Origin of the sequence: Candidatus Pelagibacter sp. HIMB1715 (assembly GCF_052047595.1) — a bacterium.
Lineage (GTDB): Bacteria > Pseudomonadota > Alphaproteobacteria > Pelagibacterales > Pelagibacteraceae > Pelagibacter.
This window is the reverse complement of record NZ_JBNAJY010000030.1, coordinates 1-20,864: the sequence shown is the minus strand read 5'-3', so window position 1 is coordinate 20,864 and position 20,864 is coordinate 1. Positions and strand designations below refer to the sequence as shown.

General features: G+C 29.0%; 23 protein-coding genes. 18 read left to right on the top strand and 5 right to left on the bottom strand.

What is annotated here, in order from left to right:
• Positions 1-33 precede the first annotated feature (33 nt).
• Entirely contained in the window at positions 34-996 is a 963-nt protein-coding gene (locus ACTTAY_RS06745) for a 4-hydroxythreonine-4-phosphate dehydrogenase PdxA (protein ID WP_440672853.1), read from the top strand.
• On the top strand, positions 997-1,779 hold the full coding sequence (gene rsmA / locus ACTTAY_RS06740) for a 16S rRNA (adenine(1518)-N(6)/adenine(1519)-N(6))-dimethyltransferase RsmA (protein ID WP_440672852.1): 783 nt from the start codon (positions 997-999) through the stop codon (positions 1,777-1,779). It begins immediately after the preceding gene.
• Here rsmA and gmk read toward each other — a convergent pair.
• The 4 genes from gmk to fabD are packed head-to-tail and all read right to left on the bottom strand — an operon-like array spanning position 1,768 to position 4,357.
• A complete protein-coding gene (gene gmk, locus ACTTAY_RS06735; protein ID WP_440672851.1) occupies positions 1,768-2,400 on the bottom strand; it encodes a guanylate kinase in 633 nt (210 codons plus the stop codon). The two genes, rsmA and gmk, sit on opposite strands and share 12 nt — an antisense overlap.
• Positions 2,401-2,408: 8 nt before the next feature.
• Positions 2,409-2,648: an acyl carrier protein gene (locus ACTTAY_RS06730; RefSeq protein WP_008544320.1), complete on the bottom strand. Its 240-nt coding sequence runs from the start codon at positions 2,646-2,648 to the stop codon at positions 2,409-2,411.
• Between the two features lie 48 nt (positions 2,649-2,696).
• Positions 2,697-3,434 carry a 3-oxoacyl-[acyl-carrier-protein] reductase gene (fabG, locus tag ACTTAY_RS06725; RefSeq protein WP_440672850.1) on the bottom strand — a complete coding sequence of 246 codons (738 nt, stop codon included), beginning with the start codon at positions 3,432-3,434 and terminating at the stop codon, positions 2,697-2,699.
• Positions 3,431-4,357 carry an ACP S-malonyltransferase gene (fabD, locus tag ACTTAY_RS06720; RefSeq protein WP_440672849.1) on the bottom strand — a complete coding sequence of 309 codons (927 nt, stop codon included), beginning with the start codon at positions 4,355-4,357 and terminating at the stop codon, positions 3,431-3,433. The genes fabG and fabD overlap by 4 nt, the downstream gene beginning before the upstream one ends.
• An 86-nt stretch (positions 4,358-4,443) precedes the next feature.
• On the opposite strand from fabD, the gene rpsF reads away from it, so the two are divergent.
• The 12 genes from rpsF to ACTTAY_RS06660 all read left to right on the top strand — a co-directional run bounded on the left by rpsF (position 4,444) and on the right by ACTTAY_RS06660 (position 16,441).
• Positions 4,444-4,797 (top strand): 30S ribosomal protein S6, encoded by a 354-nt coding sequence (rpsF, locus tag ACTTAY_RS06715; protein ID WP_440672848.1) that lies wholly within the window; start codon positions 4,444-4,446, stop codon positions 4,795-4,797.
• A complete protein-coding gene (gene rpsR, locus ACTTAY_RS06710; protein ID WP_440672847.1) occupies positions 4,797-5,069 on the top strand; it encodes a 30S ribosomal protein S18 in 273 nt (90 codons plus the stop codon). The genes rpsF and rpsR overlap by 1 nt, the downstream gene beginning before the upstream one ends.
• Positions 5,069-5,527, top strand: coding sequence for a 50S ribosomal protein L9 (gene rplI, locus ACTTAY_RS06705; RefSeq protein ID WP_440672846.1), 459 nt, complete (start codon positions 5,069-5,071; stop codon positions 5,525-5,527). Before rpsR ends, rplI begins: the two co-directional genes overlap by 1 nt.
• A gap of 70 nt (positions 5,528-5,597) precedes the next feature.
• A complete protein-coding gene (locus ACTTAY_RS06700) occupies positions 5,598-7,016 on the top strand; it encodes a replicative DNA helicase (protein ID WP_440672845.1) in 1,419 nt (472 codons plus the stop codon).
• Between the two features lie 20 nt (positions 7,017-7,036).
• Positions 7,037-9,430 carry an efflux RND transporter permease subunit gene (locus ACTTAY_RS06695; RefSeq protein WP_440672844.1) on the top strand — a complete coding sequence of 798 codons (2,394 nt, stop codon included), beginning with the start codon at positions 7,037-7,039 and terminating at the stop codon, positions 9,428-9,430.
• Positions 9,430-9,975, top strand: a complete 546-nt coding sequence (locus ACTTAY_RS06690) for a CvpA family protein (RefSeq protein ID WP_440672843.1) — start codon at positions 9,430-9,432, stop codon at positions 9,973-9,975. Before ACTTAY_RS06695 ends, ACTTAY_RS06690 begins: the two co-directional genes overlap by 1 nt.
• Complete coding sequence (purF, locus tag ACTTAY_RS06685) at positions 9,929-11,410, top strand: amidophosphoribosyltransferase (protein ID WP_440672842.1); 1,482 nt, start codon at positions 9,929-9,931, stop codon at positions 11,408-11,410. The genes ACTTAY_RS06690 and purF overlap by 47 nt, the downstream gene beginning before the upstream one ends.
• A 3-nt stretch (positions 11,411-11,413) precedes the next feature.
• Positions 11,414-11,971 carry an HD domain-containing protein gene (locus tag ACTTAY_RS06680; protein WP_440672841.1) on the top strand — a complete coding sequence of 186 codons (558 nt, stop codon included), beginning with the start codon at positions 11,414-11,416 and terminating at the stop codon, positions 11,969-11,971.
• A 29-nt stretch (positions 11,972-12,000) separates the two neighbouring features.
• Positions 12,001-13,296: a glutamate--cysteine ligase gene (locus tag ACTTAY_RS06675; RefSeq protein WP_440672840.1), complete on the top strand. Its 1,296-nt coding sequence runs from the start codon at positions 12,001-12,003 to the stop codon at positions 13,294-13,296.
• Complete coding sequence (gene gshB / locus ACTTAY_RS06670) at positions 13,286-14,209, top strand: glutathione synthase (protein WP_440672839.1); 924 nt, start codon at positions 13,286-13,288, stop codon at positions 14,207-14,209. Before ACTTAY_RS06675 ends, gshB begins: the two co-directional genes overlap by 11 nt.
• Positions 14,206-15,081 carry a DMT family transporter gene (locus ACTTAY_RS06665; RefSeq protein ID WP_440652737.1) on the top strand — a complete coding sequence of 292 codons (876 nt, stop codon included), beginning with the start codon at positions 14,206-14,208 and terminating at the stop codon, positions 15,079-15,081. Before gshB ends, ACTTAY_RS06665 begins: the two co-directional genes overlap by 4 nt.
• 31 nt (positions 15,082-15,112) lie before the next feature.
• Positions 15,113-16,441, top strand: a complete 1,329-nt coding sequence (locus tag ACTTAY_RS06660; protein ID WP_440672838.1) for an MFS transporter — start codon at positions 15,113-15,115, stop codon at positions 16,439-16,441.
• Here ACTTAY_RS06660 and ACTTAY_RS06655 read toward each other — a convergent pair.
• Positions 16,438-17,211 (bottom strand): MOSC domain-containing protein, encoded by a 774-nt coding sequence (locus tag ACTTAY_RS06655; RefSeq protein WP_440672837.1) that lies wholly within the window; start codon positions 17,209-17,211, stop codon positions 16,438-16,440. The genes ACTTAY_RS06660 and ACTTAY_RS06655 overlap by 4 nt on opposite strands.
• An 11-nt stretch (positions 17,212-17,222) precedes the next feature.
• Here ACTTAY_RS06655 and ACTTAY_RS06650 point away from each other — a divergent pair, with 11 nt between their 5' ends.
• The 4 genes from ACTTAY_RS06650 to ACTTAY_RS06635 form a co-directional block, all read left to right on the top strand.
• On the top strand, positions 17,223-18,047 hold the full coding sequence (locus tag ACTTAY_RS06650) for a phytanoyl-CoA dioxygenase family protein (RefSeq protein ID WP_440672836.1): 825 nt from the start codon (positions 17,223-17,225) through the stop codon (positions 18,045-18,047).
• Positions 18,048-18,051: 4 nt separating this feature from the next.
• Entirely contained in the window at positions 18,052-18,732 is a 681-nt protein-coding gene (locus ACTTAY_RS06645) for a formylglycine-generating enzyme family protein (protein ID WP_440672835.1), read from the top strand.
• Positions 18,733-18,759: 27 nt separating this feature from the next.
• The gene (locus ACTTAY_RS06640) at positions 18,760-19,770 is read left to right on the top strand and encodes a Gfo/Idh/MocA family protein (RefSeq protein WP_440672834.1); all 1,011 of its coding nucleotides are present in this window, start codon (positions 18,760-18,762) and stop codon (positions 19,768-19,770) included.
• Positions 19,767-20,864: Gfo/Idh/MocA family protein (locus tag ACTTAY_RS06635; RefSeq protein WP_440672833.1), on the top strand; the 1,098-nt coding region annotated here is incomplete at its 3' end. The genes ACTTAY_RS06640 and ACTTAY_RS06635, both read left to right, overlap by 4 nt.

Here is a 20,864-nt window from a genome sequence, read left to right as displayed (position 1 = left end):
ATTTTAATAAAATAGAAAAAGATTTAAAAATTAATGAATTTTAAACCAATAGTGATCGTTGCTGGAGAGCCAAATAGTATTTTTTTTGAAATTTTTCTAAAAGCCTTCAAAGAAAATAAGTTCAGATCACCTATAATATTGATTTGCTCGAAAAGCCTATTTTTAAAACAAGCTAAATCTCTTAAACAAAGAATAGTATATAGTGAATTAAAATCAAATTTTTTTTTATCAAAAAATTACAATTTCGAGAAATTAAATATTATTGATGTAAAATACACTCAGAGGAAAAGCTTTGATAAAATTTCATCAAAATCAAATAATTATATTCATAAATGCTTTGAAATTGGCTTGAAAATAATGGATAAAAAAATTACTGATAAATTTATAAACGGTCCCATTTCAAAAAAATCTTTTTTGAAAAATAAATTTAGTGGAATAACTGAATATCTTGCTTACAAAACTAAAACAAAAGATTTTGCTATGCTAATATATCATAAAAATTTGTCTGTTGCTCCTGTTACAACTCATATTCCAATTAGGCATGTAGCTCAAAAAATAAGCAAAACTGATATTGTTAAAAAGGTAAAAATCATATCAAATTTTTGGAAAGATAAATTTAAACTAAAAATAAAAATTGGTGTCACTGGACTAAATCCACATTGTGAAAGCTCAGATCAATTTAATGAGGATAAAAATATAGTATTAAGTGCTGTAAATTATTTAAAAAAAAGAAATTACAATATATCCGGTCCTTTTGCAGCGGACACAATTTTCACAAAAAATAATAGGAAGAAATTTCAATTAATCCTAGGAATGTATCACGATCAAGTATTAACCCCAATTAAAACATTATTTGAATATGACCCAATAAATATTACTATTGGTCTTCCGTTTGTGCGTGTTTCTCCTGATCATGGGCCAAATGAAAATATGTTGGGTAAAAATTCGTCAAATTATACAAGTATACTCAATTCAATTCTTTTCTTAGATTATTAAGTGATACGAGCAAAAAAAAGTTTAGGTCAAAATTTTTTAATTGATAAAAAAATCATCAATAAAATTGTAAATACAGTAAATATTCAAAATAAAACTATTTTAGAGATTGGACCAGGCACAGGAAACTTGACTTCATCTATTTTAGTTCAAAAGCCAAAAAAAGTTTTTGTTATTGAGAAAGATAATGCATTGGCAAATCAACTTAGACTTACTTTTAAAGATAAAATTACAGTTTTTAATGAGGATATACTAAAATTTAATGAAGCATCACTATCAAAAGATAAATTAATTGTATTTGGAAATCTTCCATACAATATTTCAACAGAAATTCTTACTAAATGGATTTTAGGATTTGATGAGAATTGTTGGTTTGACCATCTTATTTTAATGTTTCAAAAAGAAGTAGCTGACAGAATAAATGCCAAATTTAATACATCCAATTATGGAAGACTCTCAATTTTAAGTGATTGGAAACTGAAAGTAAAAAAAAAATTTGATATTGATCCAGCATCATTTTCTCCGAGACCTAAAATTGAAAGCTCTTTATTATTTTTTACACCAAAAAAAGATTTTTATAATATAAATTCTAAAAATTTAGAATTTATTACAAGAATATTTTTTAACCATAGGAGAAAAATGTTAAAAAAACCCTACAATCAAATTTTCAACGGAAATAAAATAATATTAGATAAATTGAAGATTGATCTAACATTAAGACCACAAAATTTAGATACAGAAACGTATTTTAAAATTACAAAAGAATATGAAAATTTACAAAGTTAATTTATTAATATGATTTCTAATAAAGCTTAAATCATAATCTTTTGAACCATCATTTAATTCTGCCTCTATAAGATTGTTAATTTTAGTATAACATTTTTCTAATTCATCATTTATGATTACATAATCATAATTGATCCAATGCAAAACATCCCTTTCAAACTGTTTCATTCTTTCTTCTGCAATCAACTTATCTCTCATATCTCTATTTGAAAGTCTTTGAAATAAAACTTCTTTACTTGGGGGTAAAATAAAAAAAGAAATTAATTTAAAATCTAACTTTTTATTTTTTATTTGGTCAGCACCTTGCCAATCAATATCAAACAAAACATTCTTACCTTTATTTAAGTTGTCAATAACAGGTGTTCTTGTTGTTCCATAATAATTATTAAATACTTTTGCATATTCTAGAAACTCTTCATTCTTGATTAATCTTTGGAACTCATTGTCATTAACAAAGTAATAATCTTTGTGATTAACTTCACCTGGTCGAGGGTTTCTAGTTGTATGAGATATCGAAACTGTGTAATTTTTTTTTTTTGATAATAAATTTACCAATGTAGTCTTTCCTGCTCCGGATGGAGAGGAAAGTATGATCATTACCCCGTCTTTATCTGAGGGCATTAAAATTTCTAGTTTGCTTTTCCTTCGATAAACTTAACTGCATCTCCTACAGTTAAAATTTTCTCAGCTTCACTATCTGAAATTTCAGATCCAAATTCTTCTTCAAAAGCCATCACTAACTCAACAGTATCTAAACTATCAGCTCCTAAATCATCTATAAAACTTGATTCTTCAGTTACTTTAGCTTCATCGATACCTAAGTGATCTGCTACAATTTTTTTTACTTTGCTTGAAACGTCTTCTGACATATTGATCCTTTTTGTTATATTTCGTTAATAGTTTAAAAAGCTGTTTTGTCAAGCCATATACATGCCACCATTAACATGCAAGGTTTCTCCGTTTATGTAGTTAGATTGGTCTGAACACAAAAAACATACAGCATTTGCAATATCCTCAGGCTCTCCAAGACGAGCTGATGGTATTTTTGATATAATAGTTTCTTTAAACTTTTCATCTATCTTGTCTGTCATTGCAGTTTTAATAAATCCCGGGGAGATACAATTAACGTTGATATTTTTCTTAGCATATTCAATTGCTAAACTTTTAGACATAGCAACTATTCCTGCTTTTGATGCAGTATAATTAGCCTGTCCCAAGTTTCCTGTATGTCCTACGACAGAAGTGATGTTAACAATCTTTCCTAATTTATTTTTTAACATTTTTTTAATAGCAAATTTGCTCATTAAAAATGTTGATGTTAAATTTATATCAATCACTTTCCTCCATTCATCCAAATTCATTCTAATTGCCAAGTTATCTTGTGTGACACCTGCATTGTTTACAATGCAATCTAAACTACCACCTAGTTCTTTTGTTGCATCTTCAATAAATTCCTCAATTTTTTCACTTTGAGATATATCAAATTTTAAAATATTTATTTTCTCGAACTCTTTTTTTAATTCTTCAAGTTTTTCAATTCTTGTTCCTGAAGCTAAAATATTTGCACCACTTTCATTTAATTTTTTGACTATTGAATTTCCTATGCCTCCAGAGGCACCTGTAACAATTATATTTTTATCTTTTAAATCATTCATATTTTTAAATTTTCAATATCCTCTTGAGTGTTTATCGTGTTAATTTTAACTTCTCTATTAATTCTTTTTACCAAACCTGACAAAACTTTCCCAGGTCCAATTTCTATAAAATGATTAACATCGTTATTAATCATATTTAAAACAATTTCTCTCCATCTTACTCTATTTTCAATTTGTTTTATTAAAAGTGATTTTAAATCTTCAGAATTTGAAATCACTTCAGCTGTTACATTTGATATCAACTTATTGTTTCCATCAGAAAATGAAATTTTGTTTAATTCTTCTGTCATAATCGCTGTTGCTTTACTCATAAGGCTGCAATGAAAAGGAGCACTAACTGGAAGCTTAATATTTTTTATTGAATTCTCTTTTAATATTTCAATTAACTTTTCTAAATCTTGAGTTTTTCCACTTAAGACTATTTGCCCTTCTGAATTATCATTTGCAATTTGTGCTGTAAATTTTGACTCATTCTCCTTTAGTATTTTTTCTATTACTTCAACAGTTGATCCAAGCACTGCAACCATGCCACCCTCACCTTTCGGCACAGAATTTTGCATAGCATCACCTCTGATTCTTAAAATTTTTAATGTTTCTGAAAAGTTTAAATATCCAGCGCAAGATAAAGCAGAATATTCACCTAAAGAATGCCCAGCAAAATACTTTGCTTTATTTAAATCAATATTGAACTCTTTGTTAACAACATTAAATATAGAATAGCTTATTAAAAAAATTGCTGGTTGAGTGTTTGCAGTTAAATCAAGCTCTTCTTTAGGTCCTTCTAATATTAGCTTTGAAATTGAATAATTTAATGTCTCGTCAGCCTCTTTAAATAGGCTTTTCACTAGCTCAAATTTGTCATAAAACTCTTTTCCCATTCCAACTATTTGAGATCCTTGACCTGGAAATATTACTGAAAACATATAAAAATATTAATAATTTTGTGTTTTTATCTATTGTAATTGAACTTTTATAATAGTATATCCTCACTTTTTATTAAAGAACTTAAATGAACTTATACGAACATACTATAATAGCTAGGCAAGATACTTCTCCGAGTGAACTAAAGCAATTAACTGAAAAATATTCTAAAATTGTTGAAAAAAATGAAGGCGAAGTTGTAAAAACTGAAAACTGGGGCCTTCTAAATCTATCTTATTTAATTAAGAAAAATAAAAAAGGCAGCTACATTCACTTTAAAATTAAAGGTAAAGGTAAAGTGGTTGAAGAGTTGGAAAAAAACGAAGCTATTGATAAAAAATTACTAAGATATCTAACTGTTAGAGTAAAAGAATTTGATTTAGACACTAACTACTTTGGAAAAAAAGAAGATAGCGAAAACAAAGAAAGTGTAAAAAATTAATGCCAAAAAGACAAAGTGGAAATAAAAAAGGGAAACAAAGCAATTTTGCAAAGCTAAGTATTTTTCAACCAAATAAGTATAAATTTAAAAAGACATGCCCACTTTCAGTAAAAGGTGCTCCTAAGGTTGATTATAAAAACATCAAACTTTTAAAAAGATATGTATCTGAAAATGGTAAAATTTTACCCTCAAGAATTACAAACGTTTCTCAAAAAAAACAAAGACAATTATCTCTATCAATTAAAAGAGCAAGAAACCTAGCTTTAATATAATGAAAGTTATTTTATTAGAAAACGTTAAAAGAATTGGATCTATTGGTGAAGTGATAGATGTAAAGAGAGGTTTTGCTAGAAATTTTTTGATTGCAAATAAAAAGGCTCTTTATGCATCAAAAGAAAATATAAAAGAAGTAGAAAAAATAAAAGCTGAATTATCTAAAAAAGACAACGAGAGAAAACAAGAAGCTGCAAAGATTGCAGAACAAATCAACAATAAAGAATACTCAGTTCAAAAGTTAAGTACTGAAAATAATGAACTTTATGGTTCAGTGAAACCAACTGAAATTTCAAAACTTATTCAAGAAGAAAATAAAATTGAAATAAAACCTTCAATGATACAACCAGTTGAAGAAATTAAATCTTTAGGAAAGTTCAAAGTTAAAATTTCTTTACACTCTGAAGTTGATGCTGAAATAGTTATTAACGTTACTTCAGCTGACACAATTCAATAATTATACATTTTTTTCAACAGCCAAAAATAAAAATTTAAATAATAAAATTTTTATGTAGATTTATTTTTTTATGGAAAATAACTTAAGCATCGTAAAAGATAAATTCAAAGAATTACCAAACAACATTGAAGCAGAACAAGCTGTAATTGGTTCGATACTAGTGAGTAATGATATTTTTGATGAGGTTAATACAATTATTTCATCTATTAATTTTTATGATCCTATGCATCAAAAGATATTTGATGCTATTGAAAGCCTTATCTATAAAGGTATGCTTGCGAATCCCATTACTTTAAAAAATTATTTTGAAGATGAAAAAGATGACATCAATGTTCCAGAGTATTTAGTAAAAGTTACTAAATTTTCTACATCTGTAAGACAAGCAGTAGAATATTCAAAAATTATATACGATATGTTTGTAAGAAGAGAGCTTATAAAAATTTCTGAAGAAACTATCGATAGTGCAAAATTAAATGACCTTGATACCAGTGGTCAAACTATAATTGAGAATTCTGAAAGACAATTGTTTGATTTAGCAGAAAAAGGATCTTTTAATTCTTCTCTTATAAAGTTTGATGATGCCATGAAACAAACTATCGAAATGGCTTCTGCAGCTTATAAAAATGAAGAAGGAATTGTCGGTGTTCCAACAGGGCTTAGAGATTTAGATGATAAACTTGGTGGTTTACACCAGTCTGATTTAATCATTATTGCAGGTCGTCCATCAATGGGTAAAACTTCACTTGCAACAAATATTGCATTTAATGCTGCTCAAAAATTACAAGATAGTGGTAAAAAATCTTCTATAGCTTTTTTCTCTTTAGAAATGTCATCTGAACAGCTTTCAACTCGTATTATCTCAGAACAGGCAAGAATTAGCTCAAATGATATAAGAAGAGGAAGAATTTCTGATGATCAATTTGATAAATTTCTTGAGACTTCTAAAAATATAGCTGAACTCCCACTTTATATTGATGAAACACCAGCTATTAGCATTGCAGCACTAAGTAATAGAGCAAGACGAATTAAAAGACTATTTGGATTAGATATGATTGTTGTTGATTATATTCAGTTAATGAGAGGAACAACTTACAATAAAGATGGTAGAGTTCAGGAAATCTCTCAAATTACGCAAGGGCTAAAAGCAATAGCAAAAGAGCTTGTAGTACCTGTTGTTGCTCTTTCACAGTTATCAAGACAAGTTGAACAGAGAGATGATCATAAACCTCAATTAGCAGATTTAAGAGAATCGGGTTCAATTGAACAAGATGCTGATGTTGTAATGTTTGTTTACAGAGAAGGATATTATCTATCTAGAAAAGAACCAAGAGAAGCAACTGTAGAACACGCTGAGTGGCAGGCAAAAATGAATGAGGTAGCGCACTTAGCACAAATTATAATTGGGAAACAACGACACGGTCCAATTGGTAATGTAACACTTGAGTTTGAGGAAAGATTTACCAAATTTAAAGATACTCAAACTAATTAATTTCCAATATAAAAGAGCTAATGTTAGCTCAAATGTATCAAAACTTAGTTTTAAAGAACCCAAAGACAATATTTGTATTGCTTCTTATTTCTATTTTAAGTTTTGGTTATTATTCTAAAGATTTTAGGCTAGATGCTTCATCCGAGACCCTTTTAATTGATGGAGATCCAGACCTAGCATACTTACAGGAAATTACTGAAAGATATGGGTCTAAGGAATTTTTAGTTCTCACATACACGCCTAATGAAGGGATGGTTACAGACTCTTCAATAAATAATCTACTGAGTATAAAATACAAAATTCAAAGTTTAGATTGGGTTCATAGTGTTATTACACTTTTAGATATACCACTTTTAAATAATTCAGATGCACCGCTGGAGGAAAGATTAGAAAGCTTTAAAACTTTAAAAGATGAAGAGGTAGACAGAGAAAGAGGATTTAGTGAAATTTTAAACAGTCCTGTGTTTAGAAATTTTGTAATTAGTGAAGATGGTAAGACAAGTGGGATCATTGTTAATATAAAACAAAATAAAAAATTAGAAGATATTGAAAATAAATCTAGAGAGGAAATTGAAAATTACAAAGATCAAATCAAAAAACAAAATCATCAAAACATTTTAGAGATAAGACAAGTTATTCAAAGTTATGAAGATGTTGGAAAAATTTACTTAGGTGGAATTCCAATGATTGCAGATGACATGATGACTTTTATTAAAAGTGATATCATTGTGTTTGGTATTGGAGTTTTATTATTTATTATAGCAACTCTTTGGTTTGTATTTAGAAATCTAATTTGGATTGTAGTTCCTATTAGCAGTTGTTTTTTCTCTGTAATTATTATGATGGGGCTGCTTGGATTACTTGGATGGAAAGTAACTGTTATTTCATCAAACTTTATTGCCTTGATGCTTATTCTTACAATGGCGATGAATATTCATATGAGTACCAGGTTTCTTCAGCTTAAAAAAAATTTTCCAACAAAAAATAACTTTGAAATCATTTCTTTAACAACGAGCAAAATGTTTTGGCCTATATTGTATACAGTTTTAACAACAATTTTGGCTTTCTTATCTTTAATCTTTAGTGAAATTAAACCCATTATAGATTTTGGTTGGATGATGACTTTTGGTTTGATTACATCATTTATAATAACTTTTACTTTGCTCCCTACTCTTTTAAGTTTTACCTCAACAGGAAATGTATCTCTAAAAAAAGAACAAGACTCTAAAATTACATCGATACTTGGTTCAATTTCTTTAAACAATAAATTTACAATTTTTTCTGCAACTGGAATTATAATTGTCTTAAGTGTAGTTGGAATTAGCAAACTCGAAGTTGAGAATAGTTTTATAAATTATTTTGATAAAAACACTGAAATTTATAAAGGAATGAAATTAATTGATGAAGAGCTAGGTGGAACAACTCCTTTAGAAGTTATTTTAAAATTTCCTAAAAAAGAGGAAAAGAAATCAGAGGAAGATGATGAATTTGAAGATTGGGGAGATGAAGAAGACACAAATGATGAAAAATATTGGTTTACTAAAGATAAAATAGATAGAATTGCATCTGTTCATAATTATTTAGATAGTCTTCCACAAGTTGGAAAAGTTTTATCTTTTTCATCAATTATTGATGTTGCAACACAACTAAATAACAATAATCCACTTGGTACTTTAGAGATGGGAGTATTGTATTCAAAAATACCTGAAAGTATTAAAACAGAGATAATTGATCCATACTTATCAATAGAAAATAATGAAGCTCGAATAAGTCTTAGAATTATAGACTCGCAAGAAAATTTAAGAAGAAATGACTTAATTAAAAAAATTAATTTTGATCTAGAAAATGAATTAGGATTAGAAAAAGATGATTATAAATTAGCAGGAGTGCTAATATTATTTAACAATTTGTTACAAAGTTTGTTTAAGTCACAAATTTTGACACTTGGTTTGGTTATGATTGGTATTTTCTCAATGTTCATTATTTTATTTAGAAATATAAAACTTTCATTAATAGGTGTTGTTCCAAATTTTATAGCTGCATTCTTTATTTTAGGAATTATTGGATTATTAGGAATTCCATTGGATATGATGACTATTACAATTGCTGCAATTACAATCGGCATAGCTGTTGATAATAGTATTCATTATATCTACAGATTCAAAGAAGAATTTAATAAACTTAAAGATTACAATAAAACTTTAAAAACGTGTCATTCAACAGTTGGTGTTGCAATTCTAAATACCTCAATCACAATTGTTTTTGGTTTTTCAATTTTAGTATTGTCTAAATTTATACCAACTATCTATTTTGGAATGTTTACAGGTCTTGCAATGTTACTTGCAATGATATCAGTGTTAACTTTACTACCTGCTTTGATATTGGTGGTTAAACCTTTTGGTAAAGATGCTTAATGGTAGATGCTCTTAAAGATTTTTTTGAAGCATCCTCTATTATTGATTTAATCTATATCGCAATAACAATATGGTCTTTAATCAGTTGTTATAGAAAAGGGTTTGTCTTAAGCATACTTTCAATGGCAAAATGGCTCCTGGCCTACGTTATTACACTAATTTTATTTCCACGTATAAAACCTTATGTAAAAGATATAATTGATAACGAATATGTTCTCGATGTTGGACTTGGGATTGCAATATTTATAGTTGTTATCTTTTTAGTCTTATTAATTAATAAAGGAATTAGTAAAGCAATAAAATATACTGGTATCGGTGGCTTAGATACTACCTTTGGATTCTTTTTTGGGTTTGTAAAAGCATATATTATTGCTGTTTGTATTTTTTCAGGAATTCACATTGTTTATAATCATGATAAATGGCCAATAAATTTAGATAAATCATACACCTTTCCATATTTGAAAAAAGGTAGTAGTTATCTTGTTGAAGAATTTCCTAATGAAAAAACATATCAAGAATCTAAAGAAAAAATTGAAGATATTTGATCCAAAATTAAAAGAAGAGTGTGGAGTATTTGGCATTAGTAACGCAAAAGATGCGTCTGCATTAACAGCTTTGGGTTTGCATGCATTACAGCATAGAGGTCAGGAAGGTTGTGGAATTGTTACTTTTGATGGAGAAAAATACTATTCAGAAAAAAGATTTGGATTAGTTGGAGATAATTTCAATAAAGAGAAAGTTTTAAAAAACCTTAAAGGTAATTATGCTATTGGACATAATAGATATAGCACTACTGGTAATAATATTTTAAGAAATATTCAGCCTTTTTTTGCGGATACTAACGCGGGTGGAATTGGGGTATCTCACAACGGAAACTTAACAAATTCAATATCTTTAAGAAACAAACTCGTAGAAGAAGGAGCAATTTTTTACACTACCTCAGATACTGAAACCATAGTTCAGTTAATTGCTAAATCTAAAAGATCAAAAACAATTGATAAAGTTATTGATGCCATATTCCAAATTCAAGGAGGATATGCATTGGTAATGATGACACAAAAATCTTTAATTGGTGTAAGAGATCCATATGGAATTAGACCTTTGATGATTGGAAAATTAGGAAACAGCTATGTACTAGCTTCTGAAACATGTGCACTAGATATTATTGGTGCAAAATTTATTAGAGAAGTTGAGAACGGTGAAATAGTGTTAATTGAAAATGATGAATTAACTAGTATCAAGCCCTTCCCTCCAAAAAAAGTAAGACCATGTGTGTTTGAATATATTTATTTTTCAAGACCAGACAGCTTACTTGACAATAAAACAGCTTATGAGCATAGAAAAAATTTAGGAAAAGAGCTTGCAAAAGAAAATGATGTTGAAGCAGATATAGTAGTACCAGTACCAGACTCTGGTAACGCTGCGGCACTCGGTTTTGCACAATACTTAAAAATGAATTTTGAGCATGGTCTAATTAGAAATCACTATGTTGGAAGAACCTTTATTGAACCAAGTCAGCAAATTAGAAGTTTAGGTGTAAAGTTAAAATTAAATGCAAACCAAAGCACAATTAAAGATAAAAAAATTATTTTAATTGATGACTCGCTAGTTAGAGGAACTACCTCTTATAAGATTGTTAAAATGCTATATGATGCAGGTGCAAAAGAAGTTCATGTTAGAATTGCTTGTCCTGAGATCAAATATCCAGATTTTTATGGTGTAGATACCCCAACTAAAAAAGAGTTATTAGCAGCAAATAAAACAAATGATGAAATCTGCGAATACATAGGAGCGAAATCACTTAAATTTTTATCTATTGATGGATTATATAGAGCAATTGGTTTTGACAAAAGAAATGAGGCTTATCCTCAATTAACAGATCATTATTTTACAGGAGATTACCCTGTTAAACCTGTTGATGAATTGGGTGACAATAAAATAACTCAACTTTCATTATTAAGTACAGCATCTAATAATTAAAATATGAAAACAGTAAATTTTACTGAAATGAAAAATGGAACCAAGGATGAGTACTTGTTGCTTGATGAGTATGAACAAAAATATATTGATGGTACTGCTGATCGAATATTGAAATTTATGAGTGGATTAAATTCTACTTTAGAGGGATATAAAATAACTAGACTTGAACACTCTCTTCAAACTGCAACAAGAGCTTTTAAAGATAATGCAGATGAAGAAATGGTAGTTGCAGCTTTGTTACATGATATTGGAGACGAGTTAGCTCCTGTTAATCATTCAGAATATGCAGCTTCAGTTTTAAAACCTTATGTTTCAGAAAAAACACATTGGATCATTCAAAAGCATGGTGAGTTTCAAATGTATTATTACGCGCATCATCTTGGAAAGAATCAAAACCAAAGAGATAAATATAAAGATCATAAATATTTTAACGATGCTGTGGAGTTTTGTGAGAAATGGGACCAGGCGTCTTTTGATCCAGACTATAAAAGTATAAAATTAGAGGAATTTGCGCCAATGGTGAGAAAAATATTCTCAAGAAAGCCCTATTCTTTACTTTAAATTAAATTAAAATCCACTATCTAAAGCGCATGATTAACAATAAAGAGAAAATTATTGAATATTTTAAATCTGGTATCAAAGAAGATAAAGATTTTAGAATTGGTATCGAACATGAAAAATTCTTGTTCAATACTAAAGACAATAAAAGAATTGATTACCTAAAAGTAAAAAAAATGTTTACAGCCTTAACTGAGTTTGGCTGGAATCCTGTTTTTGAAAAAGAAAACATTATTGGTCTTAATAAGGGTGGAAAAAATATTACACTAGAACCTGGTAACCAAATTGAATTATCAGGTGACAAGTTAAACCATATGCACGAAGCATGTGCTGAGTCTCAAGATTATTTATTTGAATTAAAACAAGTTACAAAAAAATTAGATATCAAAATAGTTAGTGCCGGTTTTGATCCTATTTCAAAATTAGAAGATATTCCAAACAATCCTAAACAACGTTATGAATTAATGACAAAAGACATGCCAAGAGGTGGAGAGCTTAGTTTAGACATGATGTATCGAACGTGTGGAACACAATTAAATATTGATTACAATTCAGAAGAAGATTTTTTTAAAAAATTTAAATTGGCTAATTCTATTGTTCCAATTTCAATTGCACTATTTGCAAATTCATCAATCGTAGAAAAAAAGAATAGTAATTATTTATCTTACAGATCTAAAGTATGGCAAAGTACTTCAAGAGGAGGTTTGCCTAAATTATTTTTTGAAAATTTAGATTTTGAGAAATATGCGGAATTTGTAATGAGCTTTCCAATTTTATTCATTCAACACAATGATCAGTATATTTCAGGAAGAAAATATACATTTAAAGATTTTATGGATGGAAAAATTGAAGAAATAAGAAATAGACTTCCAACTGAATCTGATCTTACAACGCACTTGAGCACAATCTTTACTGAAAATAGATTGAAGAAATATATTGAGCTTAGATCAATGGATACCTGCGGTTGGGATTGCCTATGTGCTGGACCAGCTTTTAATATAGGTTTGTTGTATGGAAATTTAGATGAAGCATACGAATTAGTGTCTTCATGGGAAACAGATAAAATAATCAATGCTTATTTAGAAGCTCCTCAAAAAGGATTTAATACTCAATTAATGGGTAAAGACTTATTGTATTGGACTTCTGCTCTTTTGGACATTTCTAGAAAAGGATTAGAGAAAAGAGACATCATTAGTAAAAAAGGAAATAACGAAACTATCTTCTTAAATCATTTACAAAATGTAGTTGATAATAAGACTACAAATGCAGATCATATGATTAGTAAATTTTCAAAAGATGAAAATTTAGAAGAATTATATGACAAATAAAATAGTAGCTGTTCAAGGCAATCATCCCTCTACCTTAAACCCTGTAACTGATACTAGTGTTTTTTTAGCTAACGAAATTCAAAATAAATATAAGATTTTTTATTACGATCCAAAAGATCTATCAATAATTAACAAAAAAGTTTTAGCTAAAGGTTTCTTTATTAAGTTCAATTATCAAAACAAGAAATTTTATAAAATCATTAAAAAACAAACTTTAGACCTTACAAAGTGTAAGTTTATTTTAATCCGTCAAGATCCGCCATTTAATTTAGAATATATTTCAACTACTTACATTTTAGATTTTATTAAAAATAAAGTTAAAATAATCAATAACCCAACATCTATCAGAAACATCTCTGAAAAGTTATATTCAACAAAATATTTAAAATATATGCCTGATACGCTTTTTTCTCAGGATATAAATGAAATCAAAAATTTTTTTAAAAAACATAAGAAAGTAATTATCAAACCAATTCACAGTTATAGTGGCAATGATATTCACTTATTAAATAAATTTGATTCAAAACTTATTAATAAATTTATTAAAAAACATGATCATATTATGTGTCAAAAATTTTTACCTAAGATTAATAGAGGAGATAAAAGAGTTTTTATAATTAATGGAAAAGTTTGTGGTGCAATTTCTAGAGTTCCTAAAAAGGGATCTTATTTAAGTAATATGAGCAAAGGTGCTAAACCAATTAATATCAATTTAACAAATCAAGAAAATAAAATTTCAAAATTAATTGCAAAAGATTTGAAAAAAGAAAATATATATTTTGCAGGCATTGATTTTATAGATCAAAAGTTAAATGGAGACATCAATGTTACTTCTCCTACAGGACTTAAAACTTTTTTTGATTTATCAGGAATAAACTTAGCAAAAACTTTTTGGAAAGAATTAAAAGCGTGAACAATTTAACTGATCAGCAAAAAGGTTCTTTAATGGCTTTTGTTGCAGTGATGTTTATCACTCCTGATAGTTTATTTATTAGACTTTCAAATGTAGATACTTGGGGATTAGTTTTTTATAGAGGCATCATTCCATTTGTAACTGTATTTGTTGGAATGTTGTTTATTTACAAATCAAGTTTTTTTAAATTACTTTATGGAAATTCAATTTATGGTGTTGCTTATATAGTTACGTTTTCCATTACCAATATTACTTTTGTATTATCAATTCAAAACACAAATGTTGCAAACACGCTTGTTATGATTGCACTTGCACCAATGTTGTCAGCTATATTTGGTGCAATATTTTTAAAAGAAAAACCAGATCGAAATACTTTAGTTGCTATAGCAATTACGTTTTTAAGTGTTCTTTATATATTTTACGACTCTGTGAAATTAGGAAATATTTTTGGTGATATTTTAGGTTTTATTACTGCATGCGGTCTTGCTGCAGGAGCAACAATCATCAGAGCTGGTAAAAGCCTTAACCTGGTTCCTTCAGCTGTGGTTGGTAAGCTAGTCGTAGCATTAGTTGCTTTATTCTTTATCGATACGTTTGAGCTAAAAGACAATGATATTTATATCATTCCAGCGATGTGTATACTTTGTGTGGCTATTCCTTTTGTGTTGGTAACACTAGCTCCAAGATACATAACAGGAGCTGAGGTAAATCTATTCTTTCTAATGGAAACAGTTTTGGGACCTATTTGGGTGTGGATGGTTGTTAAAGAACAACCTTCAATGGAGACAATTCAGGGAGGAGTGGTGATCATTTTAACTATCGCTATTCACTCATTCCTAGCCATAAAAAAAACACAAACCAAAACTACTTAGCCCGCAATTTATTGATACTTAAAATTTAGAAATGCAAAAAGAAGTAAAAAAATCCTGGGCCCTATTTATAGGTATTGGAACCATGATGATAGCTCATGGATTGCAAATGCAGATAATGGGTATTAGATCTGTACTTGAAGACTTTAGTGTTTTTACCACAGGGGTCTTCATGTCAGGATATTATATCGGCTACTTTGTTGGGTCTAGAACAACTCCAAATTTTGTATCTAAGGTTGGACACATTAGAGTGTTTGCAGCTTTTGCATCTCTTGCATCACTTAGTGCATTGCTTGCAGTAGTTTATGTAAATCCATTTATGTGGACAGTAAGTAGATTTATAACAGGTATCAGTTTAGTTAGTTGTTATGTAGTTACTGAAAGCTGGTTAAACGATAGAGCAACTAACAAGAATAGAGGACAATTATTATCTGCATACATGATGGTAATTTATTTTGGTCTTGCAGTTGGAATGTTATTACTTAACTTAAGCGAACCAAAAGCATATGAACCTTTTATTTTAGTATCTGTACTTTTATCTTTAGCGCTTGTTCCAATTTTATTAACAAAAAGACCAGCTCCAAAATTTAAAAAAATTGAAACAATTAGTATTAAAGAACTTTATGAAATCTCTCCCCTTGGAACTTTTAGTTCTTTTTTCACTGGTGTAATTCATGCGGCATTTTTTTCATTAATTTCAGTTTATGCAACCCTTGCAAAACTAACTTTATTTGAAACTTCAATCTTATTATTTATAGCAACAATTGCGGGAGTGTTAGGTCAGGGACCAATTGGATATTTTTCTGATCAATACGATAGAAGAAGGGTAATTATTGTAACAACATTTGGAAGTTCTGCTTTAGCATTATTATCAATTTTAACTTCTAATGATCCTATACAAAACATTTATTATATGGATGAACTTGCATTTAAAAAAATAGTTTTCTTTATTGCGGTTGGTCTGTATTCAAGTTTATGTCTTCCATTATTTTCTTTAAACCTTGCACACACTAATGACTTCGTTCCAAAATCTAAATTCGTTGCTGCTGGTGGTGGACTACAATTAATCTTTGGTTTAGGGGCTATAAGTGGTCCTATTTTATGTTCACTATTTATGGGTTGGTTTGGATTAAATGGATTTTTTGGATTTTTAATTATAGTTCATGCTTTAATTGGTGCATTTGGTTTATACAGAATGAGAGTAAGAGAAACTGTCGACAATCCAGATTCTACATTTACACCTGTTCCTGCAACCATTACACCTGCAGGATTAGAACTAGACCCAGATACTCCAGAAACATTAGACAATACTGCTATAAATGAAACAAAAAATGTTTTTGAAGAACCTAGTTCCACAAATTAAATTATAATTTTATCCTCAATAGATACTTCACCATCCCCTAGAGGAATTAAATAAACTCCAAGATCCATGTGGTCATAAAACTCTTTAAGTTTCTGAGGAAGATTAAAAGTTATTTCACCTGATTTAGGTTTCAAATTAGTTGCTGAGCATCTTGGAATATGATCATCAACTTTAAAGGGTACCCCATTAATGTTGATAGATTTACCTATCCAGCTTCTCTCCTCCCAAGCATCTAAACCACTTACATAAAAGTTTCCTCTAAACCTTTGATACTCGACTTCTTTACCCATATTTTTCTCAAAGTCTTTTATACTATTGTGATTTATCAAAGATATTGAGTTCATTGCCTCTCCCCCGCTATTAGTGTCAAAAAAAGGATTTTGGTTATTCTTTAATAGAAATACTGGTCCTTTAACTTGGTCATCTAAATTTAATACTTCTTGTTCTATTAAACTTACTTCTTCAGGATTATTAGGATTGATTGAAATTAATTTTTTTTGGTTATCAAATAATTCTAGATTTCCTTCATTAAATTCAAATGAATATTTGTTAAGTATAGGTGTATTTTTTAAAGTAAGAAAATTTATTAATTTTCTTTCACCAGGCTCCTGTTCCATTTTTTGAGCCTTTCCACTATCTAATAATCTTGAGAACGAAAACAAACGATCGTTAATAATTCCTATATTTTTTTTAATCTCACATTTATTAATTTTTTGAAACGAGATTGATTTTACTGGTGAAAAATAAATAGAAGATATGCTAATATTCATTCCAAAAACATATGGCTAATTTAAATTCAAATCAACTTAAACAATACCAAGATCAAGGTTACTTAGCACCAATTGATATTTTATCAAAAGAAGAAGCTAAAGAAGCAAGAGATGAAATTGAATTAATCGAAAAAGAAATGCCTGATGAAATTGATAAATCAGAAAGATACAATGCTCATTTAATATCACCAAAACTAGATGCCATAGTTCATAATTCAAAACTATTAGATGCTGTAGAAAGTATTATTGGAAAAAATATTTTAGTATGTGGATCAACTTTGTTTATAAAAAATCCTAACCAAACAGGTTTTGTAAGTTATCATCAGGATGCAAAATATATTGGTTTAGAACCTCATAATTGGGTTACCGCTTGGGTAGCTTTAACAGATTCAAATGAAGAAAATGGTTGTATTAAAATGTGGCCTAAATCACATATAGAAATCAAAGATCATGATGAAAAATTTAATGAAGGAAATTTATTAACAAGAGGTCAAACAGTTAATGATGTTCCAGATGATGAAGTAAAGTCTGTTGAGCTTATTGCAGGTCAAATGTCATTACACCACCCAAGAATAGTTCATGGATCGGGCATAAACAAAAGTAATGACAGAAGAATTGGTTTTGTAATCCAAAGTTATATTGGCACAAACGTTAAACAAGTATTAGGTAAAAATAGTGTTCAATTAGCAAGAGGGGTTGATGAATTTCATTACCATGAGATAATTCAAAGACCAAAATCACTGATGAATAAAGAGGATTTGTTGATTAAAAAAAGGGAAAATCAAAATCTTCAAGATATTTTTTATAAAGGTTCAGATAAAAAAGGAAACTACTAATTAAATGAAGAAATTAATTATTTTGAGTTTATTTTTATTTTCTAAAACATTTGCTTTTGAAAATCCCAAAATTAATTTTGGCAATTTTTATTTGAATAAATATGAAATCACTATTCAAGAATTTAAAAATTATGCCAAAAAAAATAATTTAATCACTGAAGCAGAGAAAACTGGTGGTGGATATGAATGGGGTGCTGGTTGGGAAAAAAGAGCTGGTTGGACATATAAAACTCCATACGGAGAAAATCCTGATAGTGAATTAGAACCAGCAGTGCACATCAGCAGATATGAAGCTGAAGATTACTGTAAATCAATAGATGGAAGACTGCCCTCTTTTGATGAATGGTCTTATGCTGCATATCAGCAAGTATTTAATTCTTCAGAGTTTGAAAAAGGCAAAGTCTATAAATACCCAAGCGGTGATGAAGCTAAAAATATGAACTCTCAAGGACTATTAAATTATGACAAACATATTGATGTAACTAAATTACCAGAAGGAATTAATGATTTAGTTGCAATGGGAGGAAATGTTTGGGAATGGATAGACGATCAAAAAAACAATAATTCATTAACAGCTGGTGCTTCTTGGTGGTATGGAGGTTCTAAGACTTCTAAAAGTGGAGCACAATACAAACCATCTAATTTCTATGCAATTTATGTTGGTTTTAGATGTGCTTTTGATTAAAATTTTATTTTATAATTAAATCTTCAAATGAAAAATAATTTAAAATTAGGAGTTATAGGTATCGATCATGGTCATATCTTTGACATGTTGGATGAAATGTTAAAAGAAGGATGCACTTGTGAATTCTTTTGGACTGAGGGTGATCCATTAACCTTAAAGGAATTTAATTCAAAATATCCAGATATTAAAAGAAAAGAAAATAAGGAAGAAATATTAAATGATTCATCTATTGATATGATTTTAATATCTTCAGTTCCAAAAGATAGAGCTCATAATTCAATAGAAGCTTTAAAAGCTGGAAAAGATGTGATGGTAGATAAACCCGGTTGTACAAATTTAGATCAATTAAACGAGCTTAAACAAATAATAAAAAAAACTGGAAAAATTTGGTCAGTTAATTTTTCAGAAAGGTTTCATGTTGCAGCTGTTGCTAAAGCTGAAGAATTAGTTAACGATGGAAAAATTGGTAGAGTAAAGCAAACAATTGGTACTGGACCACACAGGCAAGGCAACTATGAAAGACCTGATTGGTTTTATGATAGAGAAAGTTATGGGGGGATAATTACTGATATAGGCTCACATCAAATTCATCAATTTTTAGTATTTACAAATTCAAATGAAGCAAAAATTAATCATGCTCTTGTAGAAAACACTACTAAAAAGGAAAAGCCTGGTTTTCAAGATTTTGGAGAGGTTAATCTAACTGGTAATGGTGGACACGGTTACGTTAGATTGGATTGGTTCACTCCAGATGCACTTCCAACTTGGGGAGATGGACGATTATTAGTCCTTGGGAATAAAGGCTATATAGAAATAAGAAAATATACAGATTTAGCAAAATCAGAAAAAGGTAATCATTTATATTTAGCTAATAATGAAGAGGTTAAGTATATCGATTGCTCTGAAGTTAAGCTTCCCTACTTTAGAAATTTAATTAATGATGTAATCAATAGAACTGAAACTGCTTGCTCACAGGAATTAACTTATCTTTCAATGGAACTTGCAATAAAAGCACAATTAAAAGCTGAAACAAAATGAACAAATATCAAGTAGCAATTATTGGAACAAACATTGGTGCTAAGCACTATGAAGATTTTAAAAAAGTTAAAAAAAGATTTAATGTTCATACTTTATGTGGGCTTACAAGAGAAGCAATTGATAATATTTTATCAAATGACACCGAAACAAAAGTATCACTTAATTTTGATGATGTATTAAAAGTAAAAGAGATTGATATCATTGATATATGTCTTCCACCCCACTTACATTTTTCTGCTTGTAAAAAAGCAATGGAAGCTGGAAAACATGTAATTTGTGAAAAGCCATTAGTATCAAGTCTTAAAGAAGTAGATGAATTAGAAAAGATCAGTAAAGAAACAAGTAAAATTATTTTTCCAGTTTTCCAATATCGGTATGGTCTAGGATTTTCTAAATTAAAAGCACTAATAAAATCTGGTTTAACTGGAAAACCATTGGTTGCTTCCTTAGAAACGCATTGGAATAGAGGAAAAGATTATTATTCAAAACCTTGGAGAGGAACTTGGAAAGGTGAACAAGGTGGAGCTATATTAAGTCATTCGATACACATTCATGATTTAGTCAGTATGATCTTAGGTCCAGTTTCAAACGTATTTGCTAAATTATCAACAAGAGTAAATGATATTGAAGTTGAAGATTGTGCTGCTTTGTCAATTGAAATGGAAAATGGGACATTGGTTACAAGCTCAATTACACTTGGTGCTGCAAATGACACTAGTAGACTAAAATTTTGTTTTGAAGGATTAACTGCTGTGTCTGGTGCATCACCAAATAAACCATATAGTCCAGCTGATGATAAATGGGACTTTTTACCAAGAGCTCCTATAACTCAAGCTCAAATAGATGAAGTACTATCAAATGTAAAAGAACCAAAATCATGGTATGCAGGTATGTTTGAAGAAATTGCAAATAAACTAGATGGAACTCCTAGTGATGAAGTAACTTTGTCAGATGCTAGAAAATCTATAGAATTTGTTACTGCTGTTTACGATTCTTCTAGACAAAATAAAAATATTAAACTTCCAATCAATAAAGATAATTCTTTATATAATTCTTGGTTACCTTTAAATAATAAAAAAAGCAAAAATAAAATA

What these genes read in the sequence shown, in the direction of transcription:
- ACTTAY_RS06660 (WP_440672838.1), top strand. Translation starts at nt 15,113, where the DNA reads ATGCAAAAAGAAGTAAAAAAATCCTGGGCCCTATTTATAGGTATTGGA.
- ACTTAY_RS06675 (WP_440672840.1), top strand. Translation starts at nt 12,001, where the DNA reads ATGATTAACAATAAAGAGAAAATTATTGAATATTTTAAATCTGGTATC.
- fabG (WP_440672850.1), bottom strand. Translation starts at nt 3,434, where the DNA reads ATGAATGATTTAAAAGATAAAAATATAATTGTTACAGGTGCCTCTGGA.
- ACTTAY_RS06695 (WP_440672844.1), top strand. Translation starts at nt 7,037, where the DNA reads ATGTTAGCTCAAATGTATCAAAACTTAGTTTTAAAGAACCCAAAGACA.
- fabD (WP_440672849.1), bottom strand. Translation starts at nt 4,357, where the DNA reads ATGTTTTCAGTAATATTTCCAGGTCAAGGATCTCAAATAGTTGGAATG.
- rpsF (WP_440672848.1), top strand. Translation starts at nt 4,444, where the DNA reads ATGAACTTATACGAACATACTATAATAGCTAGGCAAGATACTTCTCCG.
- ACTTAY_RS06645 (WP_440672835.1), top strand. Translation starts at nt 18,052, where the DNA reads ATGAAGAAATTAATTATTTTGAGTTTATTTTTATTTTCTAAAACATTT.
- purF (WP_440672842.1), top strand. Translation starts at nt 9,929, where the DNA reads ATGAAAAAACATATCAAGAATCTAAAGAAAAAATTGAAGATATTTGAT.
- ACTTAY_RS06700 (WP_440672845.1), top strand. Translation starts at nt 5,598, where the DNA reads ATGGAAAATAACTTAAGCATCGTAAAAGATAAATTCAAAGAATTACCA.
- ACTTAY_RS06680 (WP_440672841.1), top strand. Translation starts at nt 11,414, where the DNA reads ATGAAAACAGTAAATTTTACTGAAATGAAAAATGGAACCAAGGATGAG.
- ACTTAY_RS06745 (WP_440672853.1), top strand. Translation starts at nt 34, where the DNA reads ATGAATTTTAAACCAATAGTGATCGTTGCTGGAGAGCCAAATAGTATT.
- ACTTAY_RS06655 (WP_440672837.1), bottom strand. Translation starts at nt 17,211, where the DNA reads ATGAATATTAGCATATCTTCTATTTATTTTTCACCAGTAAAATCAATC.
- gshB (WP_440672839.1), top strand. Translation starts at nt 13,286, where the DNA reads ATGACAAATAAAATAGTAGCTGTTCAAGGCAATCATCCCTCTACCTTA.
- rpsR (WP_440672847.1), top strand. Translation starts at nt 4,797, where the DNA reads ATGCCAAAAAGACAAAGTGGAAATAAAAAAGGGAAACAAAGCAATTTT.
- ACTTAY_RS06730 (WP_008544320.1), bottom strand. Translation starts at nt 2,648, where the DNA reads ATGTCAGAAGACGTTTCAAGCAAAGTAAAAAAAATTGTAGCAGATCAC.
- rplI (WP_440672846.1), top strand. Translation starts at nt 5,069, where the DNA reads ATGAAAGTTATTTTATTAGAAAACGTTAAAAGAATTGGATCTATTGGT.
- ACTTAY_RS06640 (WP_440672834.1), top strand. Translation starts at nt 18,760, where the DNA reads ATGAAAAATAATTTAAAATTAGGAGTTATAGGTATCGATCATGGTCAT.
- ACTTAY_RS06690 (WP_440672843.1), top strand. Translation starts at nt 9,430, where the DNA reads ATGGTAGATGCTCTTAAAGATTTTTTTGAAGCATCCTCTATTATTGAT.
- ACTTAY_RS06650 (WP_440672836.1), top strand. Translation starts at nt 17,223, where the DNA reads ATGGCTAATTTAAATTCAAATCAACTTAAACAATACCAAGATCAAGGT.
- gmk (WP_440672851.1), bottom strand. Translation starts at nt 2,400, where the DNA reads ATGCCCTCAGATAAAGACGGGGTAATGATCATACTTTCCTCTCCATCC.